Here is a 3,397-nt window from a genome sequence, read left to right as displayed (position 1 = left end):
GCGCCCGTGGCGCGAGCCGTCGTTGGGCCTCGCGCGTGAGAAACGACCGGCGCATGATCCGGTTCCCAAAAAATTCGCGTTTCTCGAAATCAGGTCGCCGTGTCGAGGGCGGCACCGCGAGCTCCCTCTCCCATAGGGAGAGGGTCGGGGTGAGGGGCGTGACCTCTCCGGAAAGTTCTCATCCCTCACCCTGTCCCTCTCCCGCTCTGGAGAGGGGACCCACGCCTACATCGGACGCATCGCGCGGTCGGCGATCCGGCGTCGTGTCGGCTGACGCGTCATTCATCGCCGGAACAGCGGATCGTTCTCCAGCGCGATCGGCAGGCCGTGCGGGGTCGCCTCCGCCGCGCGGAGGAAGGCGTCGCGGCGGGCGTCGAGAGTGTCGGCGTCGGCGATGCCGCGGGCGGCGAGGATAATCTCCAGGGCGGCGAGCCAGCGGCCGTAATTGGCCGGCGCCTCGGGGCCGTCTGCGGGGCGGATCGCGGCGCCGAGGGTGTCGGCCCACTCGGCCCAGGTGAACAGCCCCGATTCCTGTAGCGACACCACCATCGCGAAGACCTGCGCCTCCCACGGCGCCGAGAATGGGGAGGCAGGCACACTCACGTGCGGCCGCCCGCGATGTAGTGCTCGAACACCGCGACGGTGACACGCCCGTTCGGGTCGGCGTCCTCGCCCCAGAGCTCGCTCGACGGGAAGGCCACGGTGTAGAGCCAGTCCGGGTTCTCGCCCTCCCCGTAGGCGTTGGTGTCGGGCAGGACGAAGGTGCCGTGGACGCGCAGCACCGTGCCCCTCTTGGCCCGCACGTAGCGCGGCAGGCGGGTGTGGGTCGGCGGGTGGATGTTGCGCATCGTCACCGCGTCGCCGACCGCGAAGCGCGCCGGCGCCGGGGCGGGCCGGTCGCTCGGGAAGCCGGCGCGGTAGCGCGGCTCCAGGATGTCGGCGGTGAGGACCCGGGCCACCGGCGCCGGGTCCGGGTCCGGGTCCGGGTCAGGAACGCCGCGGGCGATCTCGTCGGGCCGCGCGAGGCCGTGGGCGGCGAGCTGGCGCTCCAGCGCGTCGAGCCAGATCGCGTAGTAGCTCGACCGCAGGTAGTCGGCCGGCGGCATCGCCTCGCGGGCGGCGCGGCTGCCGTCCAGCGTCCAGGCGCCGGTGAAGCCCATCGCCATGGCCAACGCGAAGACACGGCTTTCCCAAGCTGCGTGGAACACCGGCTCGTCGGGTTCTGGCATCACCGGGCCGAGCCCGTGCATGCCGCCGAGATCCTGGGCGCCGTTCATGCTGGCACACTTGTGGGAACACTTGCGGGTGCGCCCGGCAGCCCGGTGCCGATCATCGCGTCGCGGGTGACCAGGGCTGCGAGCCCGCGCTCGTCGAGGGCCTCGGTCCCGGCCGGCCGCATCGGCAGCACCATGTAGCGCAGCTCGGCGGTGGAATCCCACACGGTGATCCGCGTCGCCTGGGGCAGGCGCACCCCGAACGCGGCGAGCACGCCGCGCGGGTCGATCACGGCGCGGGCGCGGTAGGGCGGCGCCTTGTACCAGACCGGCGGCAGGCCGAGCACCGGCCAGGGGTAGCAGGAGCACAGGGTGCAGACGACGAGGTTGTGCTCCTCGGGCGTGTTCTCGACCACCACCATGTGCTCGCCGCCGCGCCCACCGATGCCGAGTTCGGCGATGGCCGGGGTGGCGTCGGCCAGGAGCCGTTCGCGATAGGCCGGATCGACCCAGGCACGGGCCACCACCTGCGCCCCGAGATGGGGGCCGACCTGCGTCTCGTAGCGCTCGACCAGCGCATCGAGCGCCGCCGGCTCGACGTAGCCCTTCTGCACGAGGATCGATTCGAGCGCCCGCACCCGCGCCTCGACGGGGGACAGCTCGCTGTGATCGTGGTCGTCGTGGTGGTGGGCCATCCGAGCCGGCGCCCGCCTCAGGCCAGGTCGAGCGAGCGCTCGAACGCGGCAGCGTTCGAGGCGTGGCCCTTCGGATCGGTCACCACGATGTCCTTGAAGCCGCGCCGAGCCAGTTCCCAGGTCTTCTCAAGGGCCTGGTCGGCGGTGCCGCACGCGAACGTCGCGGGCCGGCCCGCATGGTCGTTCGCCTTCACAGTGTACACGGCAAGCTCTCCTGATCGTTCGAATCGAACATAAACGGATGTGGCGTCGCCTGCGAGGATCGGGAAGGGGTTTTGGCACGCCGCCCAGATTCAATCGGAGAGGCCCGTCCCGCACGACGCGGCGACCTGATTTCGAGAAACGCGAATTTTTTGGGAACCGGATCATGCGCCGGTCGTTTCTCACGCGCGAGGCCCAACGACGGCTCGCGCCACGGGCGCCGGGTCAAGGCATCCGGCGACCCTTGTCATCACGTTGCTCCAAGGAGGATGTGGTCATGAGGACCCTCGATTTTGCACCGCTCTACCGTTCCACGGTCGGCTTCGACCGACTGTTTTCGATGCTGGACCAGGCCACGCAGGCCGAGGCCTCGTCGACCTGGCCGCCCTACGACATCGAGCGGGTGGCAGACGACGAATACCGCATCTCCATGGCCGTCGCCGGCTTCGCGCCCGACGAGATCGAGCTGACGCAGCACGATTCCAGCCTTCTGGTGACAGGCCAGAAGACCACCTCCGAAAACGCGCGCCAGGTCCTGCATCGCGGCATCGCCGCCCGCACGTTCCGCCAGACCTTCAACCTGGCCGACCACGTGAAGGTCGTCGGCGCGAGCCTGGAGAACGGCCTGCTGACCGTCAGCCTCAAGCGCGAGGTGCCCGAGGCGCTCAAGCCGCGGCGCATCCCGATCGGCGGGTCGCAGGACGCCGTGAGCCAGGCCGTGGGGCACGAGTCCGCCGGCCAAGACAACGCGCCGCGGATCGAGTCCACGCGCAAGGCCGCCTGAGGCGGCAGCGTGGGCGGGGCCTGAACCAGGGCCCTGCCCGACCGCGAACCGAGCCCCCCGCGAGCCTCGCCGGGCCCGCGGGGGTATGACGACCCCTATCGCCCATCCAACCCGTAACAGGAAGCAAACCCGTATTCAGGAAGGAGGATCGTCGATGATGCAGACGCACCTTTTCCACTCCCGGGCCACCAGCCCTGACATGAACGTGGGCGTCGGCCCCGGCCTGCCCCCCGTCGGCGCGCACCAGTCCGGCGGCGCGCATCCGGCCTCGTTCGAGGCTTGGCAGGCGCTCGTCGCCCCCGGCGACGTGTTTCGCCACCCGCGCGCGGTCCTGTCCCATCCGATGCTCTCGCCGGCGGACAAGCGCGCGATCCTGGCATCCTGGGCGTCGGATGCCTGCGTGCTCGAAGGAGCGCCGGGCATGCGGTGCCTCGTCGGCAGCCGGGCCGAGCCGGTCTCGATCGACGCGGTGCTCGCGGCGCTCGGCGAGCTCGACCGGGAGG

5 protein-coding genes and 1 pseudogene are annotated in these 3,397 nt (G+C 70.9%); 2 read left to right on the top strand and 4 right to left on the bottom strand.

Translation table 11 applies throughout. The features are described 5' to 3' along the window. Positions 1-282: 282 nt before the first annotated feature. From FV222_RS20705 to FV222_RS20690, 4 genes are read right to left on the bottom strand one after another with little or no spacing between them, the layout of a single operon-like run. Positions 283-603 carry a nitrile hydratase accessory protein gene (locus FV222_RS20705; RefSeq protein ID WP_147761633.1) on the bottom strand — a complete coding sequence of 107 codons (321 nt, stop codon included), beginning with the start codon at positions 601-603 and terminating at the stop codon, positions 283-285. Then, positions 600-1,277: a nitrile hydratase subunit beta gene (gene nthB / locus FV222_RS20700; protein WP_147815530.1), complete on the bottom strand. Its 678-nt coding sequence runs from the start codon at positions 1,275-1,277 to the stop codon at positions 600-602. The genes FV222_RS20705 and nthB overlap by 4 nt, the downstream gene beginning before the upstream one ends. Next, entirely contained in the window at positions 1,274-1,909 is a 636-nt protein-coding gene (nthA, locus tag FV222_RS20695) for a nitrile hydratase subunit alpha (RefSeq protein ID WP_147761631.1), read from the bottom strand. Before nthA ends, nthB begins: the two co-directional genes overlap by 4 nt. Before the next feature lie 17 nt (positions 1,910-1,926). Further along, positions 1,927-2,112: a hypothetical protein gene (locus FV222_RS20690; protein WP_147729728.1), complete on the bottom strand. Its 186-nt coding sequence runs from the start codon at positions 2,110-2,112 to the stop codon at positions 1,927-1,929. A 275-nt stretch (positions 2,113-2,387) separates the two neighbouring features. On the opposite strand from FV222_RS20690, the gene FV222_RS20685 reads away from it, so the two are divergent. Both FV222_RS20685 and FV222_RS20680 read left to right on the top strand, forming a co-directional pair. After that, positions 2,388-2,894 (top strand): Hsp20 family protein, encoded by a 507-nt coding sequence (locus FV222_RS20685; RefSeq protein ID WP_147751729.1) that lies wholly within the window; start codon positions 2,388-2,390, stop codon positions 2,892-2,894. Positions 2,895-3,048: 154 nt separating this feature from the next. Next, positions 3,049-3,397, top strand: a pseudogene (locus FV222_RS20680) (hypothetical protein); the annotation flags it as partial.

Source organism: Methylobacterium sp. WL103, from assembly GCF_008039885.1.
Classification (GTDB): Bacteria; Pseudomonadota; Alphaproteobacteria; order Rhizobiales; family Beijerinckiaceae; genus Methylobacterium; species Methylobacterium cerastii.
Note: the sequence above shows the minus strand (reverse complement) of the source record. Positions and strands in the feature narration are given on the sequence as shown.